This window comes from Parabacteroides sp. AM17-47, assembly GCF_003434625.1.
Taxonomy (GTDB): Bacteria; Bacteroidota; Bacteroidia; order Bacteroidales; family Tannerellaceae; genus Parabacteroides; species Parabacteroides distasonis.
The window spans coordinates 1-25855 of the sequence record NZ_QTLI01000005.1; the positions used below are offsets into that span (position 1 = coordinate 1).

16 protein-coding genes and 1 pseudogene are annotated in these 25855 nt (G+C 45.0%); 15 read left to right on the forward strand and 2 right to left on the reverse strand.

Annotated elements, in window-relative coordinates; genetic code table 11:
* Positions 1–439: 439 nt before the first annotated feature.
* Positions 440–1486: a helix-turn-helix domain-containing protein gene (locus DW205_RS04785; protein ID WP_005867483.1), complete on the reverse strand. Its 1047-nt coding sequence runs from the start codon at positions 1484–1486 to the stop codon at positions 440–442.
* Between the two features lie 153 nt (positions 1487–1639).
* Between DW205_RS04785 and DW205_RS04790 the strand changes: the two genes are divergently transcribed.
* The 14 genes and pseudogenes from DW205_RS04790 (at position 1640) to DW205_RS04860 (ending at position 20448) form a co-directional block, all read left to right on the forward strand.
* Positions 1640–1858, forward strand: coding sequence for an NVEALA domain-containing protein (locus tag DW205_RS04790; RefSeq protein WP_005867482.1), 219 nt, complete (start codon positions 1640–1642; stop codon positions 1856–1858).
* A gap of 8 nt (positions 1859–1866) precedes the next feature.
* A complete protein-coding gene (locus tag DW205_RS04795; protein WP_005867481.1) occupies positions 1867–2916 on the forward strand; it encodes a TolB-like 6-bladed beta-propeller domain-containing protein in 1050 nt (349 codons plus the stop codon).
* A 12-nt stretch (positions 2917–2928) separates the two neighbouring features.
* Positions 2929–3783 carry a DUF1573 domain-containing protein gene (locus DW205_RS04800; RefSeq protein WP_005867480.1) on the forward strand — a complete coding sequence of 285 codons (855 nt, stop codon included), beginning with the start codon at positions 2929–2931 and terminating at the stop codon, positions 3781–3783.
* 206 nt (positions 3784–3989) lie between these two features.
* Positions 3990–4220, forward strand: coding sequence for an NVEALA domain-containing protein (locus DW205_RS04805; protein WP_005859565.1), 231 nt, complete (start codon positions 3990–3992; stop codon positions 4218–4220).
* A 187-nt stretch (positions 4221–4407) separates the two neighbouring features.
* Positions 4408–5460, forward strand: coding sequence for a BF3164 family lipoprotein (locus DW205_RS04815; protein WP_121963063.1), 1053 nt, complete (start codon positions 4408–4410; stop codon positions 5458–5460).
* A gap of 95 nt (positions 5461–5555) precedes the next feature.
* Entirely contained in the window at positions 5556–6416 is an 861-nt protein-coding gene (gene lepB / locus DW205_RS04820) for a signal peptidase I (RefSeq protein ID WP_005867479.1), read from the forward strand.
* Positions 6417–6422: 6 nt separating this feature from the next.
* Positions 6423–7832 (forward strand): transglutaminase domain-containing protein, encoded by a 1410-nt coding sequence (locus tag DW205_RS04825; RefSeq protein WP_008777849.1) that lies wholly within the window; start codon positions 6423–6425, stop codon positions 7830–7832.
* Positions 7833–7834: 2 nt separating this feature from the next.
* Positions 7835–9643 carry an O-antigen ligase family protein gene (locus tag DW205_RS04830; RefSeq protein WP_005867475.1) on the forward strand — a complete coding sequence of 603 codons (1809 nt, stop codon included), beginning with the start codon at positions 7835–7837 and terminating at the stop codon, positions 9641–9643.
* A 100-nt stretch (positions 9644–9743) separates the two neighbouring features.
* A complete protein-coding gene (locus tag DW205_RS04835; RefSeq protein WP_005867472.1) occupies positions 9744–10811 on the forward strand; it encodes an efflux RND transporter periplasmic adaptor subunit in 1068 nt (355 codons plus the stop codon).
* Positions 10812–10838: 27 nt separating this feature from the next.
* Positions 10839–13904, forward strand: coding sequence for an efflux RND transporter permease subunit (locus tag DW205_RS04840; RefSeq protein ID WP_005867470.1), 3066 nt, complete (start codon positions 10839–10841; stop codon positions 13902–13904).
* On the forward strand, positions 13901–15394 hold the full coding sequence (locus DW205_RS04845) for a TolC family protein (RefSeq protein ID WP_005867468.1): 1494 nt from the start codon (positions 13901–13903) through the stop codon (positions 15392–15394). Before DW205_RS04840 ends, DW205_RS04845 begins: the two co-directional genes overlap by 4 nt.
* Positions 15384–18614, forward strand: coding sequence for an efflux RND transporter permease subunit (locus DW205_RS04850; protein ID WP_005867466.1), 3231 nt, complete (start codon positions 15384–15386; stop codon positions 18612–18614). The genes DW205_RS04845 and DW205_RS04850 overlap by 11 nt, the downstream gene beginning before the upstream one ends.
* 52 nt (positions 18615–18666) lie before the next feature.
* Positions 18667–20013 carry a family 10 glycosylhydrolase gene (locus tag DW205_RS04855; protein ID WP_005867464.1) on the forward strand — a complete coding sequence of 449 codons (1347 nt, stop codon included), beginning with the start codon at positions 18667–18669 and terminating at the stop codon, positions 20011–20013.
* Positions 20014–20087: 74 nt separating this feature from the next.
* Positions 20088–20448: pseudogene (locus tag DW205_RS04860) on the forward strand (DUF6078 family protein).
* A gap of 120 nt (positions 20449–20568) precedes the next feature.
* Here DW205_RS04860 and DW205_RS04865 read toward each other — a convergent pair.
* Positions 20569–22287: an ATP-binding protein gene (locus DW205_RS04865; RefSeq protein ID WP_005867462.1), complete on the reverse strand. Its 1719-nt coding sequence runs from the start codon at positions 22285–22287 to the stop codon at positions 20569–20571.
* 316 nt (positions 22288–22603) lie between these two features.
* Between DW205_RS04865 and carB the strand changes: the two genes are divergently transcribed.
* Positions 22604–25822 carry a carbamoyl-phosphate synthase (glutamine-hydrolyzing) large subunit gene (carB, locus tag DW205_RS04870; protein WP_005867460.1) on the forward strand — a complete coding sequence of 1073 codons (3219 nt, stop codon included), beginning with the start codon at positions 22604–22606 and terminating at the stop codon, positions 25820–25822.
* The last annotated feature ends 33 nt before the right edge of the window (positions 25823–25855 follow it).

Consider the following 25855-nt stretch of genomic DNA (forward strand, 5'->3'; position numbering starts at 1 on the left):
TTGTTATTGAATGTGTCTACCTATATCAGCATAAGACAAACAACAATACCCCTGTATGTAAACGTTTTTAATTGACTACTTCGCATCTTATTTATAAAGCAGGTTGACCGGTTTGCGACTTAGTAATAAAAGAGGTTGACCATGTTCTATCTTATTCATGAACGAGGTTAAGCCGGACAAAATAATTAACATTGTTTGCACAAATTCATTCAACTCACGATATAAATAGGTGACCTTAGACTGGCAAGCCTCTTATTTTGGGACTATCAGCTAAAAGTCAGCCCAAAAGATTGGCAATCCTAAGACCAATACAGACTTAGCTAAGTAATATATACTGTGTTGGGCAAGTCAGTATATATTACTTAGCCAAGTCAGTACTACTGCCGATAGCAAGCTCATCACACAAATAAACCATCAAATGAACGTTGAGATAGAGAATTTACTCTCCCGAAACGATCTTTAGCGAATATCCTTTACCCCGAGCACTCTCTATCACCAAACCCGGAATAGGAGACAAATCCTCTTTAAGCCTTTTAGCCGTAGCGGTAAGAGCATCTTTGGACACACTTCCATCCGGCCAGATTTCTTCTTTCAGCTGATCGGACTCTATGAAATATCCTTTATGTTCTAATAAAATACAAAACAGTTTCAGCCGTTGATTTGCCAATTCGATACGATGCCTATGATAATGCAATACGCCATGTGTTTCATCGAACAAGATATCTTCTTTTATTTGTATCATCTCTTTAGGTGCTTCTTGTAGTGGCAAGATATTTATCCTTGGTCTTTTCCATGTCAAGACAATCGCAATAACCCAGAGAATAACCATTGCCAGAATCCAAAATATATTTCGCAAAAACACTTCACCTACTATATAAAGGAAAGGAAATTGAACAAACGCTTGCAAAACGATCGCCCGATTCGCTCCAAAAACAATTTCTTTTAATGGTATAAAAGATTGATAAAAAGAAGTATCCGAAGAGCTACATTCCGTCTTGTCTATAAAGGTATAACAAGTTACGGTCTGAGCCGGAATCGCATGTTCATACAAAGATGCACGAAAAGCGCTATCCAGCAAGGTTACTTGAATCGGATTCTCCATGGACAAATAATGTTGGAGGCTAAAATCAGACTTCTCCTGTGAAGACATCCTCCGTGCCACCTCCTTATTATTCTTCATATGTATAATCGTATCGGCAGTCTTGATTGTAATGCTATCTCGTTCCAATCGATTAGCGCCTGAATAGGAAAAACAAAAAGCATCCCCTAAATCTTTTATCCGCCTATTTGTATCATCTTGAACTGCCCGCTGAAATAACGTTTGAGACTCTTCTTGTAATTCATACTTTACATTTTGGTATGATTTATAAAAAGACAACAAGCAAAGCATCGTCATCAGAACAAATACACTCCACTTCCAATAAAATTTCCAATTTTGCTTCTCCATAATGATTCCTCGTTGAAACTGCAAAGATACGTTTTCCATTCCTTTCTACGAATAAATTCATTCAACTCGCAAGATGAAAGATGACTATAGGTAGACTAAAGGCTTATTTTTCAACTGTCAGCTAAAAGTCACCTAAAAAGATTGGCTATCCAAAGACCAAGCCGTACGTTTGTAACAAAAATTAGAAACGACATGAAACAAATTACTTTCAAGAAAGCTTTCGCTATCATTTTCATTTGCGCCTTGTGTGCTTCGTATTTTCTTTTGAAAGAAGGAAAACAAAATTTCACAGATCTTACTTTCTCTAATATTGAAGCTCTAGCTTCCGGTGAAAGTGGATCCGGAGATTGCTATGGGGCTGGCTCTCTATCATGTAATGGAGGATATTACAAATATATATACAACCGTTAAAATAACACATGAACTACTACGTGTACATAGTTCTATTAATAGGTAGTCTGGTATCCTGTTCGGAATCCTCACGGCACTTCCCCCGCTACGAGGATTTTCCCGATGAAAAGGCATTAAATGCGCAGGTTATCCACTTAGATACCGCCTTGTTCCGCTATCCTTTCCGGGTAGCGGTCAAGGATGGTATCGCTATTATCATGGACTTGCACAACGTAGATTATTTCTTCCATGCCTTCTCTTACCCCGAATGGGAATATATGACATCGTTTGGCAAACGAGGCGAGGGACCTGAAGAAATGGCATCGGCAGATTGCTTCCGATTTATCTCCAAGGATTCTATCTGGACGCTCGATGCGAACAAAATGCGAACAACCCGGTGGAAGATTGAACAAAATATGAACAACATCATCCCCGTAGAAACGATCGATATGGACAAGCGGCTGGTTAGGGCATTGGACTTTTACCCGATGGAATCGGGCTTTTTGGTATCTGACTACCTCGGTGAATATAGACAAAAGTGGACAGACCGAGAAGGGAAATGGATTCACTCCGCTAATCAGATCCCAACCGAAAATAATTATGAAGACATCGCTCGCCCCGCATTGGCGCAAGCGTGGCGAAGCTTCTTCGACTATAATCCCCAAAAAGGCATCTTGGTCATGGCAACCCAACTAGGAGAAGCATTAGAAATATACAACTTCACAGATACTACACAAACCGTACGATACGGACCTAATGGAGAACCTCAATTCGCAATCTCACAATCGGAGGGAATTCCAACGGGTATCATGGGATTCAGTGATGTTCATATCACAGACAATTTCATTTATACCGTATTTCATGGCCGTAGTTTCAAAGATATCGGGCAGGCATACCAACGAGGGGAAGATATCGAGGATGGCGGGCGATACATCTATGTATTCGACCTCAAAGGAAACCCCGTCCGGAAATACGTGCTCGACCATGCCATTTATGGTATCGACGTAGATGAGGATACGGGGACGATCCTTGCCACGGATGTAAACAGCAACGATCCGATTCTTTCATTTAAAATATAACGACAAAATATCATGAAATACTTAAATCTAATCATACTATTATTATTCCTTCTAGCTTGCCAAGACAAGAAAAAAGACGAGATCAAGCATTTAGTATCCGAATGGCAAGGAAAAGAGATACGATTTCCGAAAGACATGGTCTTTGCACGGTTTGCAACCGATACGGTAGACTTCACCCTGCCAAAATCCCCCCACAAGGTGCTGGTTTTCGTGGATTCCATAGGATGTACCAGTTGCAAACTCCAACTGCACCGATGGAAAGAACTGATTCAATACACCGACTCCATTACCCAAGGAACGGTTCCCTTCCTCTTTTTCTTCCAGTCCGATGACAAGAAAGAAATACGGTATCTATTGAAAAAAGACAATTTCGACAAACCTATCTGTCTGGATCAATCCGACAAGCTGAACGAACTAAATCATTTCCCGGCCGATGGGAGATTTCAAACCTTCCTATTGGATAAGTACAATAAGGTCGTAGTGATAGGAAATCCTATCCACAACCCGAATATCCGGGAGCTATACCTAAAAGAGGTCACCGGAAAACAACCCGCTTCACAAATACAGACCACCGTGAAAGTGGAAGAGGCATCCATACAGCTAGGAACTATCCAAATGGGAGAAAGCAAAGAAGCTGTTTTCCGATTAACAAACACAGGAAATAACCCGTTAGTCATACTAGACGCAGCTACAACCTGCGGCTGTGCCCGCCCATCTTTCGACAAACATCCCGCCAAGCCGGGAGAGATCCTTCAAGTAAGAGTCATCATGACACCGAAAGACAAAGGAGTCTTTGACGAGACGATTACCGTGAAATGCAATACGAATCAACTGATAAAATTAAACATTCGGGGGATGGCTCAATAAATAAAAAAGAAGGGAGAGCTTGCCGGATATATTGGAACGATCACAAGCAAGCCTCCCACCCCACTTTTACTCATGAAGCAGAAAGGAGGTGACACAAAAGTAGTAAATTAAATTGAAAGAGGAATTCGAGAATATCCTTATCTTGCAGAAGAATAGTAAGCAAGAGATTAAATTCTCAAAAACATAAACTATAAAAAAGAAATATCATGAGAAAAAAGATTTTAGGAATAGCCGTAATGGCAGTCGTAGCAGTAGCTGCGGCATGGAACATCAACCAGAGTGAAAACGAGATTAAACTCTCTGATTTAGCGCTTGACAATGTGGAGGCATTGGCTAGTGGGGAAGGTGGAAGCGGATATTGCAGTTACTCTGGGGGAGGATGTATTATCAAATATTCCGATGGGACATCCACTTACATACCGGGACGTTGGAACTAAAATTTAATCAAAGGAGGGTGTGCCAAAACGAAAAAAATCACAATGGAATACAGTCGGTAAATCAATGGAATGCAGATGTTTTCTCATTGATTTTTAATTTGTATTTCATAGACTCTAGGTATCTTGAGCAAGAAGAAAATGTGTTCAATCCCTTAATTTGGCATGCCCTCCTTAAAAAATCAGTATCATGAAGAAATACATTATCTTACATCTTTCACTCATCCTATTAGTATTCATCGCTTGTACCGATGATCAAAAACAAGATGACAAAAACATAACCTTCCAGAGAAGTGATTTCAAAGTCCGAAAATCACTATCCGGAAAAACTATTGAATTTGACAGTCTTATTTTACGACCTTCACAAATCCAATTATTCGACTCCTTCCTAGTTACTTGCAATCAAGGGGCGGAAAAACAATTCCACATCTTCAACCTCAATACGGCACATAAGGAAGGAGAATGTATCCCTGTAGGACAAGGGCCTAAAGAGATGATGACACCATGTTTCGTCAATCGGAACGATTCCGTAGTCATTTTTGATATGATGACCTCTACGATTTTCACTTACTCTATCCCGGAATTTACCAGTGGAAAAGAACCGGAATACGCCAGCCGTATCTCCCTAGATACAAAACCGCTATGGAGCAATATTCGAAGCTTGGGCAACGGGTTCTTAGGCGTATCCTATCAAGAGACGAGTCCTGGATTCCTTTTTGATCAAACAGGTAAGAAAACGATGGATTTCGGTACTTATCCTAAAACTGAGCAGGAGTATACTCCTGCCGAATTAATCAATGCGTTTCGGGCAGACCTAACCTCCAACCGAAAAGAGAAGGTTGCAATCACTCACTACTTCACTGATTTAATTTGCATCTATAACGTGAACGGGACCTTGGAAAAACAATTACGGGGACCGGATCATTTCGCATCTGTTTTCAAAGAATTTAGGGATGGAGACATTATCGGAAGTAAAGCGAGCCCGCAAACTTATAGAGACGCTTTTTATAGTCCTGTAAACGTGGGGAATAGTTTATTTGTTCTTTATAATGGAAAAATGGTGACAGAGCCTAATTACAATATATTATGCAAAGAATTATTTGTAATCGGATGGGACGGTAGCCTTGAATGCCATTACACATTAGACCAAGGAGTCTCCTCCATCGCTGTAGACAATCAAAAACGGAAGATCTATGGTATCAGTGATGATCCGGAATATCATATCGTAGTGTTCGACTATTGATGACTGATATCCAAAGAATTTGGATTTAGGAAATGAGGCATAAACATAAAAGAATGGGAATAGAAAAACGTATATACAAAACAAATATAAATCAGATGTTACGATATCTGACACTTATATTTTATGGGGTATTTGGTATTGGTTGCATATACGCATTCTTCCTCATCTTCTGTTTCAGCACGTTCAAAATCCCTTCCGATTCCATGGAGCCTCAACTCCAAACCGGAGATCAAGTATTAGTAAACAAATGGATAGCCGGACCTAGGCTATTCAATATTTTCGCATCTATGAAAGGGAAGCGGGTAGATATATACAGAGTACCCGGAGTCGGGCAAATCAAACGGAATGATATTCTCGTATTCAACTACCCGCATCCCTATTCATGGGAGCGGATCGAAATGCACATCATGCAATATTATATCAAACGCTGCCTCGGGTTACCGGGAGACTCCATCCGGATCGAACAGGGATTCTACCGAAACAACCATACAAAAGAGCCTTTGGGGAATGTGGAAAGTCAAGCGAACCTATCCAGACAAAAAGCGGATCGGATGCCGGACGGTGTCTACCGTTGTTTCCCTTTTGATTCTACATTCAATTGGAATGTTCATGATTTCGGTCCTTTGTATATCCCCCGAAAAGGGGATAGAATTACCGTGAATCAAACAAATTATAAGCTATACAAACAAATGATCGAGTGGGAATCAAAAGATTCCCTATCGTGGAAAGATAGTAAAGTTTATATAGGAGACAAACAGGTAAGACAATACCGGTTCCAAAGCAACTATTACTTCGTGGCCGGAGATAAGACAGAAAACTCTAGAGATTCCCGTTATCTCGGACTTATACCGGAGGAATTTATCGTAGGGGTAGCTTGGAAAGTGTGGAAATCCGTTGACCCTTACACGGGGGAATACAGAAAGGGACGTTTTTGGAAAAATATTCGAAACAATTGAAGAATTATGAATAAGCTTATTTTATATGTATGCGCTTGGATCTGTCTGCACTCTTGCGGTTTCTCAAAAAGCCAAGAAGAAAGTATGTTGGAATATGCGTTGTCGCAAGCCGGCGATAACAGGAAAGAGTTGGAATATGTCATCAAATACTATGAAGGGGATTCATTAAAAAGAGAGGCCGCCCGCTTTTTGATACGCAATATGGTCTATCATTTCGGATATGAGAAGCGAGAGAGGGTATCAGACATCACCACCCTATCCTCGGACTATCTAATCCGTAATATCGAGCTGGCGTTTCAGGCGTGGCCCAAGCCCTGGAATAAATCGGTAAGTTTCGAGAATTTTTGCAGGTATATACTTCCCTACCGGGGGTTATACGAACAGCCCTCCGGTTTACGTGAGGAGCTGATGCGGACGTACCTCCCTTTGCTGGATAGTTTGCATATTGATAACACGTACGATGCGGCCGTGAGGTTACAAAAGATACTACGAACCCGAGTCACCTATCAAACGGAGATACCCATCCACTATCCAACCGCAGAGGAGATCCACCGGACAGGGGTTGGACGTTGTGATGGGGTAGTCTTGTATGGTATCCAGCTGATGCGTGCGGCCGGTATTCCCACTGTAGCAGAACATACGATCTGGACTCGTAGGAACGGGGAACATTATTGGTGCGCATTCTTAAACGAGGATGGGCGATTCCTACCTTTCGCTCCGGAGTACGAAGGCCCGGATTCCTTGATCTACAACCTAACCAAGCCGTTCTTGACCCCGGCCAAGGTTTACAGATACGGATTCGCCCCCTTACATCCGGTAACGACCGAGTCGACCGATGAATACCGTACGTTCTTAAAAAATCCGTTATTGACCGCTGTCACGGAGCAATACCTACCACCTGTCGCAGATATCCATACGACTTGCGACCTCCCGGTGAGATCAAAAAGAGCACCTATTTACCTCTGTACCTATAATCATGGTAACTGGAGGCCTTTCGCCATGAGCGAACGGATCGGCAACCGCTGTACCTTCCCGAAGATCGTAGGCGATGATGTGTTTATCATCGCCGAATATGACAAAGAGGCTTATGGCTCACTACGCTTCATCACATCCCCTTTCCATGTGAGCAATACGGGGATCATCACGAAAATTAAGCCCGATCCGGCCCGAACCGATTCCATCTTTATCGCCTCGGACAACCCGTATCAACAGCAAGTGCCGTATACACTCGCTTATTGGGAACAGGAACAGCAGTGTTTTAAAAACGGATATTTCCCGACAGACACGATACCCGGTGGCATCCTCATTCGCAAGATACCTAAAGGGAGCCTGTTGAAAGCGATGATCTCGCGACCGGAAAAGGCTGCGGAAGATCGTATCTTTTTGGTGGAAAACGATACGGTAAAAAGATATTAACCATGAAAGAGCTGTTGAAACTCGGCGTATATACCCTACTCGGGACACTTTTGCTGAGCGCCCCTTTCGCAGGATTGGGAATGCTATCCACACACTTGGTGACAGAGAAAACCTTTTGGATTCAACTAATCGCCCTGTTCTTATCCGCCGTGTCCCTACAAGGTTTGTGGTTGAATCCAAGCAAGGGGCTGTGCCCATGGACTTACGTGGATATCCTCCCCCTTTCCCTCTTGGGGCTTATCCTCCTCTCTTATCCCTACTCCATACACCCGGAGCCGGAAAAGCTCCTGTTTATCGGACAAATGGTTGTCTTGTGGTATCTGCTTCGGCAGGTGTTCCATGAATATCCGGTGCTCATAGGATATTTTTCAATGTTCTTTATCGCGACAGGCCTTATAGAAGCCATCTGGGGCTTCCGTCAATTACAGGGATGGGCCTATTCGAACCATTCCCTGTTTCGGCTGACCGGCTCTTTTTTCAATCCGGGGCCTTATTCCGGATATTTGGCGATCACATTACCGGTGGCTCTTGGCATCTTGCTGGAACAGTCCAAACGAAATATGCCCTATTACCTGTCCATGGGATGTATAGGCACAGCGATCGTTGTACTTCCTGCGGGAATGAGCCGATCGGCATGGATAGCGGTGGTCGTTTCTTGCGCCTGGGTATATGCCCTGTACCGCCTTGACAGGAAACAGGCAGCGACCAGACTGAGACAACACAAAAGGTGGTATATCATAGGCGGTATCCTAGGCGGCATATTGCTTCTTGGCGGGAGCGCATCACTCTATACATTAAAGAAAGATTCGGCAGACGGAAGGTTTCTGATGTGGAAGATCACGACGAAAGCGATACAAAAACAACCGATTACAGGTACCAGCCTAGGTGGGTTCCCTGCCGCTTACGCTGAAACACAAGCGGAATACATGGCTTCGGGAAAAGCGACTGAACAGGAAAAGTTGGTTGCCGGATGCCCGGAGTACGCATTTAATGAATACTTGCAGATTGGATTAGAACAGGGGTTAGTAGGATTAGCCCTATTTATAGGCTGGCTGGGGCTTCTATTTTATAAAGGAATAAAGAACAAAAGGTATGCTTGTTGCGGGGGATTGATGTCTCTGGCTATATTCGCCTTCTCTTCTTATCCATTGCAATTGCCGGAGTTTTGGGTAGTATTGATATTCCTAGGGGTGATGAGCGTAACACCGGACAAGGATGAGATCCGTGAGAACCAAGCCGAATCAAATGGCCATAGATGGGGCAAACAGATATTTTTTATGGGAATCGCTATTCTTGGAATTGGTTTGTTCTGGATGCAAAAAGATCATTATAAGGCTTATCAACAATGGAATAAGGCGCAAATGTTTTACAATAATAAAGCTTACGAAGCGGCCTTGGAGGTATATGAACCTTTGTATCCATTATTGAAGCATAAACCGGAATTCCTTTTCGAGGTCGCTCAATGCCTAAGCAAGACCGGACGATACGAGAAAGCGAATGGATATCTGGAAAGAGCTGTCTTATTAAGCTCCGATCCCATGCTTTATTACGTAATGGCTAAAAATGAGCAGTGTTTAGGTGAATACCGACAAGCGGAAAAGCACCTGTTACATGCCATTGATATTTTACCGGAACGTATCTATCCGTATTATCTGTTAATGAATCTTTATACGGAACCATCTTATTTTCAACCTGCAAAATTGAAAAAGGCGATTGATTCCGTATTAACTAAGAAACCCAAAGTGGAAAGTTCCGCTATTAAAGAAATGAAAGAGAAAGCACGAAGTATGTTAAACAACACATCAATATGAATACAATATCCTTATTTTTATAGCAATTACGACTACATCGTAACAATAAATACTTATATTTGCGAATGACAAATTGTACAAACCGATCAATCATACGAGTATGAAATACTATAAATTGTTGACCTTTACGCTTTTATTCTGTTTAAGCGCATGCGGCGGAGAAAAGAAAGATACAGATACCACACAGGATTCCGTAGAGACCGTATTGCCGGATGAGGCGAACGAAGTCACGATCATGACATTGAAGCAAACGGAATTTAATCATGAGTTGATAAGCAATGGTAAACTGTCCGCTCGCAAGTTGGTGGACTTACGGTTTGAGTCGGCGGAACCCATCGCCCGTATCTACGTGAAGAACGGAGACCGGGTAAACAAAGGACAGAAAATAGCGGAACTCGCTACTTTCCGGCTCACGAACAAAACAGCGCAAGCCAAAGATGCCCTAGAGAAAGCGAGGCTTGAATTAAAAGACGTATTGATCGGTCAAGGATATATGCTGGAAGACTCAGCGAAAGTCCCGCCCGCAACGCTCAACCTAGCACGGGTAAAAAGTGGATATGATCTGGCGCTCGCCCAATATCAACTTGCCCAATATGAGGAACAGAATGCGACGCTAATCGCGCCTTTCGACGGTATTATCGCAAACCTTTTCGCTAAACAAGAGAACGTGGTGTCTACGACGGACGCATTCTGTACCGTTATCGATCCTCATAGTCTGGAAGCCTCTTTCACCGTATTGGAAAGTGAGTTGCCGCTTATCCAAAACGGAGATAAAGTGGAAGTTACCCCTTTCGCCACCACCAGCTTAAAGACTGAAGGACGTATATCCGAGATCAACCCGCTAGTGGATGAGAACGGGATGGTACAAGTGAAAGCGGCGGTAAACGACAAAGGTAAATTATTCGAAGGCATGAATGTACGGGTTAGCGTACAACGCTCGCTTGGGAAGCAATTGGTCGTACCTAAAACGGCTGTGGTATTACGTTCCGGAAAACAAGTCGTATTTACTTTAGTTGATGGGCACGCTTATTGGAACTACGTGCGCACCGGACTGGAAAACGCGGATAGTTATACCCTTTTGGAAGGATTGAAAGAAGGGGATGTCGTGATTACAAGCGGCAATATTAATCTGGCGCATGAGTCACCGGTCAAGGTAATTGAAAATTGAGAATTGAGAATTGAAAATTAGTTGCGTATGATTCGCTTCCTGCTACAACGTCCGATAGCGGTATTGATGGCTTTTACGGCTTGCTTTATCGTGGGGTTGGTGACTTATTTCACCATACCGGTCTCCTTATTGCCTGATATCGCCATACCTGAGATTACCGTTCAGATATCCGGACAAAATACATCCGCACGGGAATTGGAAAACACCGTCGTGAAGCCGGTCCGTTTGCAATTGATGCAAGTGGCAGGATTACGGGATATCCATAGCGAGACTCGTGATGGAGCGGGTATTATCCGCCTTAGCTTCGACTTTGGCACGAACACGGATCTTGCCTTTATAGAGGTCAATGAGAAAATAGACGCCGCCATGAATTACCTGCCCCGTGAGGTAGAACGTCCACGGGTAGTCAAGGCGAGCGCTACGGACATTCCGGTGTTTTGCCTCAACCTCACACTCAAGACAATTGAAAATGATGCCGCTTTCCTCGATCTTTGCCAATTCGCGGAAACAGTGATCAAACGAAGGATTGAACAGTTGCCGGAAGTGGCGATGGTGGATATCACGGGCATATTAGGACGGCAATTACAGATCGTACCGGATATGAAGCTCTTGGATATGGCTGATATTACGTTAAATGATTTGGAATCAGCCTTGTCTGCCAATAATATAGAGCCGGGAAGCATGACCGTACGGGATGGTTATTATGAGTACAATATCAAATTTTCTACCTTATTACGTACACCGGAAGACGTACAAAATATCTATATCCGTAAGAATGACCGGATCTTCCAGATAAAAGATCTGGCAAAAGTAGCTGTCGTACCAGAAAAAGAAACCGGCTTATCGCTAGCCAACGGGGAAAGGGCCGTCACGTTAGCCGTTATCAAGCAAGCGGATGAGAATATGGACAATATGAAAGAGGCGCTTGCCGAGGTTACCGATTATTTCAAGTCTATTTACCCGGATATTGAATTTACGATCACAAGAAACCAGACCGAGTTATTGGATTATACGATCTCCAACCTCAAGCAGAACCTATCGTTAGGTTTCTTATTTATCTGCATCGTGGCGATCCTTTTCCTCGGAGACGTAAAAAGCCCGGCGGTAATCGGACTAAGTATGGTAGTCAGTATCATCATTAGTTTCTTGTTCTTCTACCTTTTCAATATGTCCTTAAATATCATCTCCCTATCCGGATTAATTCTGGCATTGGGTATGATGATAGACAGCTCCATCATCGTGACGGAGAATATAGCGCAATACCGGGCAAAAGGAGATAATCTGGAAGAAGCGTGTATAAAAGGGACCACAGAAGTAATCACCCCCATGCTTAGTTCCACATTTACCACGATCGCTGTATTCGTTCCGCTGGTATTTATGAGTGGTATAGCGGGAGCGATTTTCTTCGATCAGGCGTTTGCCGTTACGGTTGGTTTAATGGTCTCTTATTTCACCGGAATCATGTTACTGCCTGTACTTTACAAATTAGTTTACAGCATACCGGAGATCAAGCATTCCTTTTTCAACCTGAAAATAAACAATTTGATCAAGGAGCATACGCTGGACCGGTTCTATGACGGAGGGGTTGATTTCATATTCAGGCATAAGACCACTAGCCTACTATTTGTAGCTGTCACCATCCCCCTTTGCGCAATCCTATTCTATATGATCCCCAAAAGCCGGATGCCGGAAATCGATCAGAATGAGTTAATCGCACATGTTGAATGGAATGAGAACATCCATATTGATGAGAATAGAAAGAGAGTCACCGAATTATTTGGTGAGGCCGATCGGTTAGGTGCGCAACACACGGCCTATATCGGACAGCAACAATTCCTGCTAAACCGAGACAGGGAATTATCCATCTCGGAAGTAGAGCTTTATTTCAAGACAGAAGAGACCGATGCTATCGCTCCTTTACAACAAGAAATCTCCGCTTGGGTAAAGCGAAATTACCCGACAGCCGTATTATCGTTCTCTCCGCCGGAGACTGTGTTTGAGAAACTGTTCGTAACCGGTGAGGCCGATATCGTAGCCGAGTTCTATGCCCGTAACAAAGAGCAAGCTCCGGATGCCCCTACTTTGCAAAAACTAGAGAAAACACTAGAGAGTAAGACCGGTCTCGCTCCCGTTGGCGTAGCTTTCGAGAATCAATTAAACATATCCATAGACCATCAGAAACTATTACTTTATAATATCTCCTATGAAGAGGTCTACCGGGTACTTAAGACGGCCTTCAAGGAAAATGAAGTCGCTACTTTACGCTCTTATCAACAGTATTTACCGATCACGCTAGCCGGAAACGAGCAAACGGTCGATCATATCCTACATAATACGTTAATCCGTACGCAACCGGACGAAAACCAAAAGACGAATCATGTCCCTCTTAGTGCAGTAACAAAAATTACTCCCGGAGAGGATTTGAAGATACTCACCGCTGGAAAGAACGGGGAATATATTCCTTTTAGCTTCTATCAAGTAGAGAATGCGGAACAGTTAATGGAAAATATTCGGGAGCTCGTCCGCAGCGAATCCAAAGATAAGACGAATTGGGACATCGATTTCTCGGGAAGCTTCTTCTCGAACCAACAAATGCTGAATGAACTGGTCGTCATCTTGTTCATATCCATTCTCTTGATGTACTTTATCTTAGCGGCGCAATTCGAGAGCTTCTTGCAGCCCTTGATCGTCCTGCTGGAAATACCTATAGACGTAGCCGCCTCCTTACTGGTATTATGGATATGCGGGCATACCTTAAACCTGATGAGTGCTATCGGTATCGTGGTAACTTGCGGTATCATCATAAACGACTCTATCTTGAAACTGGACGCGATCAATGAGCTTCGGAAAGAAGGTGTACCCTTGATGGAAGCGATCCATGAGGCGGGTCGTCGCCGTCTGCGCCCGATTATCATGACCTCATTGACAACTATATTCGGTATGGTACCGCTACTATTCACGTTCGATATGGGTAGTGAGTTGCAAAAGCCACTCTCCATTGCCATGATCTCGGCGATGCTGATCGGTACGGTAGTCAGTTTATTTATTATCCCTTTGGTTTATTGGTTTATCTATAGGAGACATGCATTATGAAAAAAAGATACAAGAGGACATTCCTAGTTTTATACGCGTTCTGTTCGCTATTAGCCGAAGGAGTATCGGCCCAATCGCTCGTCCTTTCCCTTGAGAAGACGATCTCATTGGCCGCCGATAGCTCGCTGGAGGCTTTTCGTACGAAAAACCTATTCTTGTCCGGCTACTGGGAGTTTCGTAATTACAAAGCGGAGCGACTGCCTAGTCTTACATTGAATATCACACCCGCCGAATATTACCGGGATATCACGAAACGATACGATTCAGAAAAAGACATTGACGAATACCGTAAGCAACAGTCCTTTTATGCGGGAGGAAACTTAAAGATCAAGCAGAACTTCGATATGCTGGGTGGTAGTTTCTTCGTGGATACGGATCTGGGGTATATGCGCTATTTCGGCTCGAATACTTATAATCAGTTCACCTCCGTTCCAATCCGTATCGGATACAGCCAAGATTTATTGGGATACAATCCTTTCCGGTGGGAGAAGAAGATAGAGCCTCTAAAATATGAGAAAGTAAAGAAAGAGTTGCTTTATAATATCGAGACCGTCAGCGAGCAAGCCACCACTTATTTTTTCTCTTTAGCCATGGCTCAAGTAGAATATGATATGGCCAAAGAAAATGTAGCGACAACCGATACGTTATACCGTACCGGCCAAGAGCGGCATAAGATCGCGGCTATTAGTCAAGCGGATTTACTGACACTCAAGCTGGATGCGATCAATGCCCGCAATACGTTACAAAACGCCGATATAGCCTTGAAGCGAGCCATGTTCAGCTTGGCCTCGTATTTGAATTTCGATAAGAATACGGAGATACGGCTTCGTCTGCCGTCACGCCCCCATGATATGGATATTCCGGTGGATCAAGCATTGACGTTAGCCCGGGAGAATAACCCCAAGTTTCTGGAAGTGCGGCAAGAGGTGTTAGAGGCCGAGCAACAAGTGGATAAGACCAAAAAGGAAACCTTATTCAACGCTTCCTTGAATGCCAGTATCGGTTTCAATCAAGTAGCGACCCAGTTTAAGGAAGTTTACAAGAATCCGCTGCAGCAGGACTTGGTATCGATATCTATCTCTATTCCCCTTATAGACTGGGGAGTACGGAAGGGTAAATACAATATAGCCAAAAGCAATCTAAATGTTACGCAAATATCCGCACGGCAGACAGAAGTCACTCTGGAGGAAGACGTAATCATGACTGTCGGCGATTTCAATGTACAGCAAAACCTGATCGCCAGCGCCGAAGAGGCTTTGGACATCGCGATCATGGCCTATAACGAGACCAAGCAACGTTTCATGATCGGCAAAGCGGATATCAATAGCCTTACGCTCTCCTTGAACCGGCAGCAGGAAGCGCAACGTAATTATATCACGGCCTTGCAAAATTATTGGTTGAGCTATTACAAAATACGTAAGCTCACCTTACATGATTTCGAGACAGGCATCTCATTAGCCAACGAATTTGATTACGAGCATGGGTTCTAAGCCGAACATATCATCCTTTACGATCATCGTCACCTTCCTCTGTATCGCATTGGCGGGGATCGCCTTCGTGCCTTTATTGCCGATCAAGCTATCTCCCTCCCGTACGCTGCCGAAATTAAGTATCAGCTATCATATGCCCTCCAACTCAGCGAGGGTTATCGAGATGGAGGTAACCTCCCGGTTGGAGGCGATGCTTGCCCGTATCAAAGGAATCAAAGAGATCTCCTCGACCTCGGGAAACGGATGGGGAAGGATTACCTTAGAACTAGATAAACATACGAATATAGATGCCGCACGTTTTGAGGCATCAACCATTGTAAGGCAGACGTGGCCGGACCTTCCGGAAGAATTAAGTTATCCGATTTTAGAGATGAGCCGTCCGGACGACAAGGAATCACGCCCATTCATGAGTTATACCTTGAACGCTTCCGCTACCCCGATATTCATCCAGCGATTCGCCGAGGATCAGATAAAGCCCCGGCTTAGCAGCGTGCAAGGTATTTATCGTATCGATGTTAGCGGGGCAACCCCTATGGAATGGCGCTTGGAATACGATAGCCGCCAGCTACGGGATCTGGGGATCACGATAGAGGATATCCAATCGGCGATCAGCCAATATTACAAAAAAGAGTTCCTTGGAACCGCTAATATGGGACAAGGAGATACCGGCAAGGAATGGATTCGTCTGGCGTTAATGCCGGAAAAGATCACGAATGGGTTCGAACCATCGCATATCACCGTCGCAAACAAAGATGGTAGCTTAATCCGGCTGGATCAATTGATAAAGGTAACCCGGCAAGAAGAGGCCCCACAAAGTTACTACCGGATCAATGGTTTAAACTCTATTTACCTGTCTATCCGTGCGGAAGAGACTGCCAACCAGTTGCAATTAGCCAAGAAAGTGAAGGAAGAAATGGAACATATCCGCACCTTGCTTCCTCCCGGTTACGAGATCCATACCAGTTACGACGCTACCGAATTTATCCAAGAAGAATTGGATAAAATCTACGTCCGTACAGGCTTGACCATCTTGATCCTCTTGCTCTTCGTTCTGCTGATTACCCGGAATGTACGTTATCTGTTCTTGATCATCATCAGTTTAAGTATCAACCTGTGTATAGCCGTTATCCTTTATTATTTATTAGGGTTGGAGATGCAATTGTACTCGCTGGCGGGTATCACGATCTCTCTCAGCTTGGTGATCGATAATACGATCGTGATGACTGATCACATCCGGCACCATCATGACCGGAAAGCTTTCTTGTCTATTCTGGCGGCAACTTTGACGACTATGGGTGCCCTCGTGATTATCTTCTTCTTGGATGAGAAGATACGGTTGAATTTACAAGATTTCGCCGCTGTCGTGATCATTAATCTGGCCGTATCTTTGTTCATCGCATTATTCTTGGTTCCGGCATTGATCGATAAGATGAATTTGCACCCGAAGAAAGCCGCTTCTTCTTCCCCAAAAGCTCGGAGTCATTGGAAACAACATCCGGTGGTCCGTCCGATACGGTCGTTCATACACCGTTTCCCAGTCTATTTCTCTCATTATTACCGGGCGCAGATCCGTTTCCTTTGCAATTGGAAAAAGCTGGCTTGCCTTATTCTAGTACTGGCTTTCGGACTACCGATATTTTTATTGCCAGAGAAGATCGAGCCGGAAGAGAAGGATCTATCCGCAAGGGACTCTTTGTGGATCGCCCGCTACAATGAATTCGCGGCGAAAGATATTTGGAAGGAAACGATAAAACCTATCGTCGATAAGAGTTTGGGAGGAACCTTGCGCCTATTTGTCCAAAAGGTATACGAGGGAAGTTATTTTACCCGGAATGAAGAAACGGTATTAAGTATCAGCGCTTCCATGCCGAACGGTACGACCCTTGATCAAATGAACCACTTGATCAACCGAATGGAGGCTTACTTGAGTACCTATAAGGAAATACGGCAATTCCAGACCAGTATCTATAACGCACGTCAAGCCAGTATCAACGTCTATTTCACCCGTGAGAACGAGCGAAGTGGTTTCCCCTACACCTTGAAAAGCAGGGTGATTAGCAAAGCGTTGGAATTAGGTGGTGGAAGTTGGGGCGTATGGGGACTTATGGACCAAGGTTTCAGCAATGATGTCCGTGAGAACGCAGGTTCTTTCCGGATCGAGATGTACGGATATAATTATGACGAGCTATACGAATGGGCGGAGAAACTACGGGAGAAATTGCTTACGTATCGCCGTATCAAGGAAGTATTGATCAATTCCGAGTTTTCTTGGTGGAAGGATGATTATCAGGAATTCTACTTCAACTTGAATAAATCCCGTATGGCGCAAGCGGATATATTGCCTATCGATTTATTCGCGTCTATCCGGCCTGTTTTCGGTAAAGATATCTACGCAGGTACCATCGTCGTTGATAACGAGACGGAAAAGCTAAAACTTTCTTCCCGCCAATCAAAGGAGTTCGATATCTGGAGTATGCAATATGTACCTCAAACCATCCGTGATAAATCCTATAAGTTGTCCGAACTCGCTATCGTCGAGAAAAGCCAGACCCCTCAACAGATAGCGAAAGTAAACCAGCAATACAGGCTCTGCCTGCAATATGAATATATCGGAGCTTCCTCACAAGGCGAGAAGATACAGAAAAGGGAACTTAGAGAGTTTAAAAAGATCCTGCCTATGGGGTATACGGCTAAAGCGGAAAAGAACTATTGGTCATGGGATCAGAAAGATAATAAACAATATGCGTTATTATTCTTGATCATCGTTATTATTTTCTTTACGACCAGTATCTTGTTTAATTCCTTGAAACAACCGCTGGCGGTCATTTTTGTCATACCGATCTCTTATATCGGGGTATTCCTGACCTTCTATTGGTTCAAACTGAACTTCGACCAAGGTGGATTCGCCTCCTTCGTTTTATTATGCGGTATCACGGTAAACGCCAGTATCTATATCTTAAACGAATATAACCAAATTCGGGAACGGATACCCGCTATTTCCCCAATCCGTGCTTATCTAAAGGCATGGAACGCCAAGATCACGCCGATTTTCCTAACCGTTATATCGACCATACTCGGATTTATCCCGTTCATGCTAGGCACCGATAAAGAAGCCTTTTGGTTCCCGCTCGCCGCCGGAACGATAGGCGGCCTTATCATGTCTATCCTAGGCATCTTCTTTTATTTACCGATATTTACGCTGAAAAAAGAACGGCATTAAACAGGAATACGTATCTTTAACGGATAAATCGTTAATCAAATTCATTAAACTTATGAGACACATAAATTATTTAGTATTGCTTCTGGTAGCTTGCTGCGTAGGTGCTTGCAGTTCCCCGAAAAATGATACGAAAGATGCTTATCCGATGTTCTGGACTTGGTTGGATTACCAGCCCGGAATGAATTTCGACTCCATCTGCACGATCATGAATGAGGCGGGGATAGACGGTGTCATGCTAAACGCCCCTACTCCGGATGATTATCGGGCCGCTATTCCCATCGCCCAAAAACATGGGATAGAGGTCTACGCTTGGTTATGGACGATGAATCTGGAACATGACCGAGACGCTATCTTAAAAGAACATCCCGAATGGTTCAGCGTAAACCGTAACGGACAAAGCTTGGCCGATACGACCGCTTACGTGGATTACTACAAATTTATGTGCCCAGCCTTACCCGAGGTACGGGAGTTTATCAAGAAGAAAATAGAGGCTTACTGCGAGGTAGAGGGTTTGAACGGTATCGCTATCGATTACAACCGTTTCGTGGACGTTATCCTGCCGACTACCCTTTGGCCGAAATACGGTATCGTGCAAGATCAAGAATATCCGCAATGGGATTTTGGCTATCACCCGGCTATGATCGAGAAGTTCAAGGCCGCTTACGGATATGATCCAAGGGAACAAGAAGATCCCTCGCAAGACGAGAAATGGCTTCAATTCCGTTGTGACCAGATTACCGAGGTAGCCAATATGATCGCCGACGTGGTTCACTCCTATGGAAAGAAAATGGCAGCCTCTCCTTTCCCAACCCCCAAGATGGCGTCCAAAATGGTTCGTCAAGACTGGGGTAAATGGAATCTGGACATTGTCTTCCCCATGGTATACCATAACTTCTACACGGAAGATATTAGTTTTATCTCAGACTGTATGATAGAGGATGTTCGGGATAAGAACCCGAAAACAACGCTTTACTGCGGCTTAATGGTTTCAGACGATATGCAAGCCAGCATGGACGCCGCGCTAAATCATGGGGCGGAAGGAATCTCTATCTTTACCGTATCCGCTTTACGCACTCCGGAAAGCCGTGCGATGTTCAAGGCTTATGCGGATAGTGTTCGTGCGGTTCGTGCCGAGAACAATGGGGTGAATCCGGCTTTATCCAAGAGTACCAAAGTAACGAATCCTTTCGAGAACATGGATATCTTGAACATGATAAACGCAAAGATCAAGGAGCTCGCCAACGTGCCTATTCCGAATATCGCCGATTATAAATTGGTGAACGAAAAAGGTGCCACGAAATACTACGAGGTCAAAGAGCTAAACACAGGAAAAACATTCTGCGTAGACTTTTACTTCTACGGAGGTATTCTTTCCGGATGGAATGTTACGGTTAAATAAGTACTTGATAATAGCTATTTTTATGCGGCCTACCTCGTAAATTCATGAGGTAGGCCGCACGCGTAAACACCCCTATTCCAGAACGCCGAAACAAACAATCACCTTTAACAAGAATACTTAATAAAGCCCGACGAGACGGCCTATTGGCAGATCATCAGCCCGAGACACCTCGCCTCATTGAAGGGAACTTGCCCTTATTACCGTCCGAACAAGAAAGTACGCTATGCCGCGGGATTCGTAAGCCTATTGGAGAGCTTGCCGCACAAACAGATGCTCTCCGTTATCCCGGGACTCATGAGGCACTTCAGCCGGCGTACTTACTACCGTGTCCGCAAGGGAGAAAGGCCGCTCTCACCCTCCGAGCAACAGGTCGTATTGAATGCGCTCAAACGCTGTGGGGTAAAAGAGCCAAAAGGTTTCGACGCTTATTTCTAGGAGTACGACTGGTAAACCAAGGAAGAGAGGCTTGTGCCACTACCCATGTTACGAACGTGCCAATAGCATGGCACATCATTGGCACCACAAAGTACTATTAATAAAGCAATTGGATTGATATCACGGAGTCACCTCCCAGCATTTCCATCCTTTGTTGGCACAGATATATACAATGTAGGAACGGACATGGTAGTACGGGAACTTCTCCTTGGTATCCTTGGCGTAGGCGAGTACTTGCGCCACGTCCTCGGGACGGGGATCGCTGAGCGCCAGCATGCGCTCCACCTCCTTCGCCTTGAAATACTTGAATTCCACCAACCGGTCATCCTTGTAATAGTCCGTACCGGGGATACCGGTCATCTCGAAATCCGAACGGCCCGCCGAATTGTTCTGCTCGATGGCGAACGTATAGTAGCTGCTCAGGTAACGGGAACAAAGCTCGAAGAAGGAGCAACGGATGAAATTCTCGTTGATCTTGTCGAACACCTGCGCCGGGAACTGCCCGAGGTATTGCTCGAAGTAGTTTTGTACCAGCGGCTCGAAACGACGCTCTTCCGTGAAACGCTCGTAAGTAGGCACATAGCGTTGGGCGTTTCCCTCTATATGATTCATCTCGTTGTAATAGTCCATGTAGATGCTGCGCATCGTAAGGTTGGGTAGCACCATGCGGTAATTATTCCGCAGCGTGGTCATACCCAGATAAAAGAGGCTGACCGGATAGAAGTTCTTGTCGAAGAATTTCCTCTTGTTGAACTTGCTCGACAGGTCGGAAACGTTATAGGATAACTCGTCGTCAATCACCAACGCATCCAGCATCTCCTTGGAGTTCTCTTGCGAGAGGGTCAAGCGACGGATCCAACCGATATCCGTACGCAGGTTCTCATCCACCAGCTCACTCGGGATCATACCATCCATCGTGGCGAAGTTCTTAAAGAAATAGGTCAAGATCGTGGAATTGAATAAAGGCTCCGCGCCAGGACGGAAGCGATAGCCGTCATAGTTATTCACGATCAGTTGCCAAAGTTCCTCAAAAGAGTCCTGCCCCGTGCCATACTTCTTCAACACGTATCCCAGATAAGCGCTCGCTTCCTCATACGTAAAACCAAGCATATCCAGAAACCTCGGATGCAAGGTCAAGATCTCCGCTATATTATACCCGCTGGTCAAATCATCCATCGTGACGGGAAGAACTCCCGCACAAAAGCAAGTACGCACACTCCCCTCGCCGATACCTTTCTTTATGACTTTGAAAAAGGTACGCAAGAAACTGTCCCTCGTGGTCACTTGCTCGTACAGCGGATCTTTATAGGCCGTCAGCAGTTGATTCGTGAAATTATCGTACTCATCGACCAATATATAAACCTTAGGGAGGCCGTGCTCGCGAACGTATCCCAAGACCTCCTCAAGCATCTGGGAAGCATCATCACGGCTAGAGAATTGAAAATCCTTGAACACGTCACGGTTATGCGTCACCATAATTTCCACCGGAGAACAGTTCAAGCGATTGAAGTTACGCTCCAGCCCCTCCATATCATCAGCCATAACCATGGCTGAGAAATCATAGCGCACGATCATATAACGATTATGCTCCTCCGTCGGGTGCTCCCCGATCCAAGTCCCGCCGAACAATTCCTCGAACCGGTCGGCCTTGGTACGGTCGTAGTAACAAGCCAAGGTAGAGATAAACAGGCTTTTCCCGAAACGACGGGGACGCAAGAAGACTGGAGCCTTATAGTCTTCCAAGCCCGGAATGAAATCGGTCTTGTCCACATAGTAGAAATTGCGTTCCCGCATCTCTACAAAATCCGCTACCGCATAAGGAATCGTTATTCGTGCCATAAGCTTTCTTTTTTCTGATACAATACTACAAATTTAAGAAAATAACTTGTTCTTTCAAACAAAAGCCCTATCTTTGCCGAAATTTTGAAGAGAGAGCAGATGACAAACAAGACACATAAGGATAATCCGAAGTTCTATTCCGGTTATATGTCGGAGGTTGAGGCTCTTTTCTCTATTTTACGGGATTATAATTTGGTTATATAAGATGCGTTGGTTACTTTTACTAACGCATTTTTTTTGTGTCCATCGGTCCGGTGATATAATATAAATATAATATTCTAAAATCATTATAATAAACAAAACAACCCAAATTACTATGTCGAAAAGTGATATCAAAAAGGTGATTGTTCTGGGCTCGGGTGCCCTGAAGATCGGACAGGCCGGGGAGTTTGACTACTCTGGTTCGCAAGCGTTAAAGGCTCTGAAAGAAGAAGGGATCAGTACCGTATTGCTAAATCCGAATATCGCGACTATCCAAACATCCGAGGGAGTAGCCGATAAGGTATATTTCTTGCCTATCACTCCTTACTTCGTGGAGGAAGTTATCAAAAAAGAACAACCGGACGGAATCCTATTGGCGTTTGGCGGGCAGACCGCTTTGAACTGCGGTACTCAACTTTACACCAGCGGCACGTTGGCTAAATATGGAGTGAAAGTATTGGGTACATCCGTTGAGGCTATCATGTACACCGAGGACCGTGACCTATTTGTTAAGAAACTGAACGAGATAGAAGTGAAGACCCCGATCAGCCAAGCCGTAGAAAGCATGGACGACGCCGTGGCTGCCGCTTACAAGATCGGTTTCCCCGTAATGATCCGTTCCGCTTACGCATTAGGTGGTATGGGCAGTGGTATCTGCAAGGACGAGGCCGAGCTTCGCACCTTGGCGGAAAGCGCTTTCGCTTACTCATCCCAGATCTTGGTCGAGGAATCTTTGAAGGGTTGGAAAGAGATCGAGTTCGAGGTGATCCGCGACAAGAACGACCATTGCTTCACGGTAGTGAGCATGGAGAACGTAGACCCGCTAGGCGTACACACCGGCGAGAGTATCGTAGTAGCTCCGACTTGCTCCTTGACCGAGAAAGAATTAGATTTATTGAAAGAACTTTCTACCAAGACGATCCGCCACTTAGGTATCGTGGGTGAATGTAATATCCAATACGCTTTCAACTCCGAGACTTGCGATTACCGTGTGATCGAGGTGAACGCTCGCTTGAGCCGTTCTTCCGCCTTGGCATCCAAGGCCAGCGGTTATCCATTGGCTTTCGTCGCCGCTAAGTTGGCGTTGGGCTACGGATTGGACGAGATCGGCGAGATGGGTACTCCGAACTCCGCGTACAAAGCGCCGGAGGTAGATTATATGATCGTGAAGATCCCGCGTTGGGACTTGACGAAGTTCGTCGGCGTTAGCCGCCAGATCGGTTCCAGCATGAAATCCGTCGGCGAGATCATGTCGATCGGTAAGAGCTTCGAGGAGATCATGCAGAAGGGTCTTCGTATGATCGGACAAGGAATGCATGGTTTCGTAGGTAACAACGATATCCATTTCGATAACTTGGACGAGGAGTTGGCGAACCCTACCGACTTGCGTATCTTCGCCGTGGCGCAAGCCTTGGAACAGGGATATAGCGTAGACAAGATCCATGAGTTGTCAAAGATCACACGCTGGTTCTTGGAGGGCTTGAAGAATATCGTGGATTACGCCAACGTATTGAAAGGTTACAACAAGATCGAGGATCTTCCGGAAGATGTATTGAAAGAGGCGAAACGCCTTGGTTTCTCAGACTTCCAGATCGCTCGTTACGTAGAGAACCCGGAAGGAAATATGGAGAAAGAGAATATCCGCGTACGCAACTTGCGTAAGAAAATGGGCATTCTCCCTACCGTGAAACGTATCAACACGATCGCTTCCGAACACCCGGAATTGACCAACTATCTATATATGACTTACGACGGCACGCCGCACGATATCACCTACTACCCGAATGAGAAGAGCGTGATTATCTTGGGGTCCGGAGCTTACCGTATCGGCTCGTCCGTTGAGTTCGACTGGTGTTCGGTGAATGCCGCCCAGACCGCTCGTAAGCTAGGTTATAAATCGATCATGATCAACTATAACCCGGAGACCGTATCTACCGACTACGATATGTGCGACCGTCTGTACTTCGACGAGCTTTCATTCGAGCGCGTGCTAGACGTGATCGATCTGGAATTGCCGAAGGGCGTGATCGTCTCCGTAGGTGGACAGATCCCGAACAACTTGGCGATGAAACTGTACCGCCAGAATGTTCCGGTATTAGGTACTTCCCCGCTATCGATCGACCGTGCCGAGAACCGTCATAAATTCTCCGCGATGTTGGATTCGCTAGGTATCGACCAACCTCGTTGGGCAGAGCTTACCAGCATGGAAGAGATCGACGCGTTTATCGAGAAAGTAGGTTTCCCGATCTTGATCCGTCCGTCTTACGTATTGTCCGGAGCGGCGATGAACGTTTGCCATACGAAAGAGCAGATGATCGAGTTCTTGGATTTGGCCGCTAAGGTTTCCAAGGAATATCCGGTGGTCGTATCCGAGTTCATGCAAGGAACGAAAGAGATCGAGTTCGACGCTGTCGCTATGAATGGCGAGGTGGTTGAGTACGCGATCTCCGAGCATATCGAGTTCGCCGGTGTTCACTCCGGTGACGCTACCTTGGTGTTCCCGGCTCAGAAGATTTACTTCGAGACAGCCCGCCGCATCAAGAAAGTAAGCAAGATGATCGCAAAGGAGTTAAATATCAGCGGTCCGTTCAATATCCAGTTCTTGGCGAAGAATAACTTCGTGAAAGTAATCGAATGTAACTTACGTGCCTCACGTAGTTTCCCGTTTGTATCTAAAGTATTGAAACGCAACTTTATCGAGACGGCTACCCGCATCATGCTGGACGCTCCGTATACGAAACCGGATAAGAGCGCATTCGATATCGACTGGATCGGAATCAAGGCTTCCCAGTTCTCATTCGCCCGTTTGCATAAGGCAGACCCTGTATTAGGTGTGGACATGAGCTCCACCGGCGAGGTAGGTTGTATAGGCGACGATTTCAACGAGGCTTTGCTTTCCGCCATGATCGCCGTAGGCAACAGTATTCCTAAGAAGAACATTTTAGTATCTTCCGGCGCAGCTAAGAGCAAGGTCGATTTATTGGAGCCTTGCCGCATGCTGGATGCCAAGGGTTACACGATCTATGGTACGCACGGAACCGCCAAGTTCCTGAACGATAACGGAATCAAGGCAACCGCCGTTTGCTGGCCGGATGAGGAAGGTGATTTGAATATCATGGATATGTTCAGCAATCACGCTTTCGAATTGGTAGTAAATATCCCGAAAGATCATAGCAAACGTGAGTTGACCAATGGCTATAAGATCCGTCGTGCGGCGATCGATCATAACATTCCATTGATCACGAACGCCCGTCTGGCTAGCGCCTTTATCGACGCTTTCTGCAATATGAACGTAGAAGATATACAGATTAAGAGCTGGCAGGAGTACAAGTAATCAAAATTTGATTATATTTGCATGTGTGTAATA

Excerpts from the sequence above, each read along its gene's own strand:
- carB (WP_005867460.1), top strand. The coding sequence starts at position 22,604 with ATGTCGAAAAGTGATATCAAAAAGGTGATTGTTCTGGGCTCGGGTGCC.
- DW205_RS04835 (WP_005867472.1), top strand. The coding sequence starts at position 9,744 with ATGAAATACTATAAATTGTTGACCTTTACGCTTTTATTCTGTTTAAGC.
- DW205_RS04850 (WP_005867466.1), top strand. The coding sequence starts at position 15,384 with ATGGGTTCTAAGCCGAACATATCATCCTTTACGATCATCGTCACCTTC.
- DW205_RS04825 (WP_008777849.1), top strand. The coding sequence starts at position 6,423 with ATGAATAAGCTTATTTTATATGTATGCGCTTGGATCTGTCTGCACTCT.
- DW205_RS04845 (WP_005867468.1), top strand. The coding sequence starts at position 13,901 with ATGAAAAAAAGATACAAGAGGACATTCCTAGTTTTATACGCGTTCTGT.
- DW205_RS04805 (WP_005859565.1), top strand. The coding sequence starts at position 3,990 with ATGAGAAAAAAGATTTTAGGAATAGCCGTAATGGCAGTCGTAGCAGTA.
- DW205_RS04800 (WP_005867480.1), top strand. The coding sequence starts at position 2,929 with ATGAAATACTTAAATCTAATCATACTATTATTATTCCTTCTAGCTTGC.
- DW205_RS04815 (WP_121963063.1), top strand. The coding sequence starts at position 4,408 with ATGAAGAAATACATTATCTTACATCTTTCACTCATCCTATTAGTATTC.
- DW205_RS04840 (WP_005867470.1), top strand. The coding sequence starts at position 10,839 with ATGATTCGCTTCCTGCTACAACGTCCGATAGCGGTATTGATGGCTTTT.
- lepB (WP_005867479.1), top strand. The coding sequence starts at position 5,556 with ATGTTACGATATCTGACACTTATATTTTATGGGGTATTTGGTATTGGT.
- DW205_RS04795 (WP_005867481.1), top strand. The coding sequence starts at position 1,867 with ATGAACTACTACGTGTACATAGTTCTATTAATAGGTAGTCTGGTATCC.
- DW205_RS04855 (WP_005867464.1), top strand. The coding sequence starts at position 18,667 with ATGAGACACATAAATTATTTAGTATTGCTTCTGGTAGCTTGCTGCGTA.
- DW205_RS04865 (WP_005867462.1), bottom strand. The coding sequence starts at position 22,287 with ATGGCACGAATAACGATTCCTTATGCGGTAGCGGATTTTGTAGAGATG.
- DW205_RS04790 (WP_005867482.1), top strand. The coding sequence starts at position 1,640 with ATGAAACAAATTACTTTCAAGAAAGCTTTCGCTATCATTTTCATTTGC.
- DW205_RS04785 (WP_005867483.1), bottom strand. The coding sequence starts at position 1,486 with ATGGAAAACGTATCTTTGCAGTTTCAACGAGGAATCATTATGGAGAAG.
- DW205_RS04830 (WP_005867475.1), top strand. The coding sequence starts at position 7,835 with ATGAAAGAGCTGTTGAAACTCGGCGTATATACCCTACTCGGGACACTT.